At 57.8% G+C, this 384-nt stretch carries 1 protein-coding gene; it reads right to left on the reverse strand.

Translation table 11 applies throughout. The annotated features are described in order from the left end of the window. Positions 1-21 precede the first annotated feature (21 nt). The coding region (locus BAE31_RS20040) for a collagen-like domain-containing protein (protein WP_212667504.1) at positions 22-384 on the reverse strand (363 nt) is incomplete at its 5' end.

Here is a 384-nt window from a genome sequence, read left to right on the forward strand (position 1 = left end):
GTCGGCAGCGTCAGATTTGTATCAGAGACAGGCTCCAGTGATACCTGTAGCGCCAGTAGCACCAGTAATACCCGTGGCACCCGTAGGACCAGTAGCTCCAGTAATACCCGTGGCGCCAGTAGGACCAGTAGCTCCAGTGATACCTGTAGCGCCAGTAGCACCAGTAATACCCGTTGCCCCCGTAGGTCCGGTTGAACCAGTGATACCCGTCGCACCAGTATCTCCAATGATGCCGGTTGCGCCAGTAGGACCGGTATCTCCAGTGTTGCCGGTTGCGCCAGTAGGACCGGTATCTCCAGTGTTACCCGTTGCGCCAGTAGGTCCGGTAGCCCCAGTGATACCCGTCACACCAGTAGGACCTGTTGGTCCAGTAATACCAGCGCC

It is taken from the genome of Bacillus sp. I-2 (assembly GCF_001974945.1).
GTDB lineage: Bacteria > Bacillota > Bacilli > Bacillales > Bacillaceae > Bacillus > Bacillus safensis.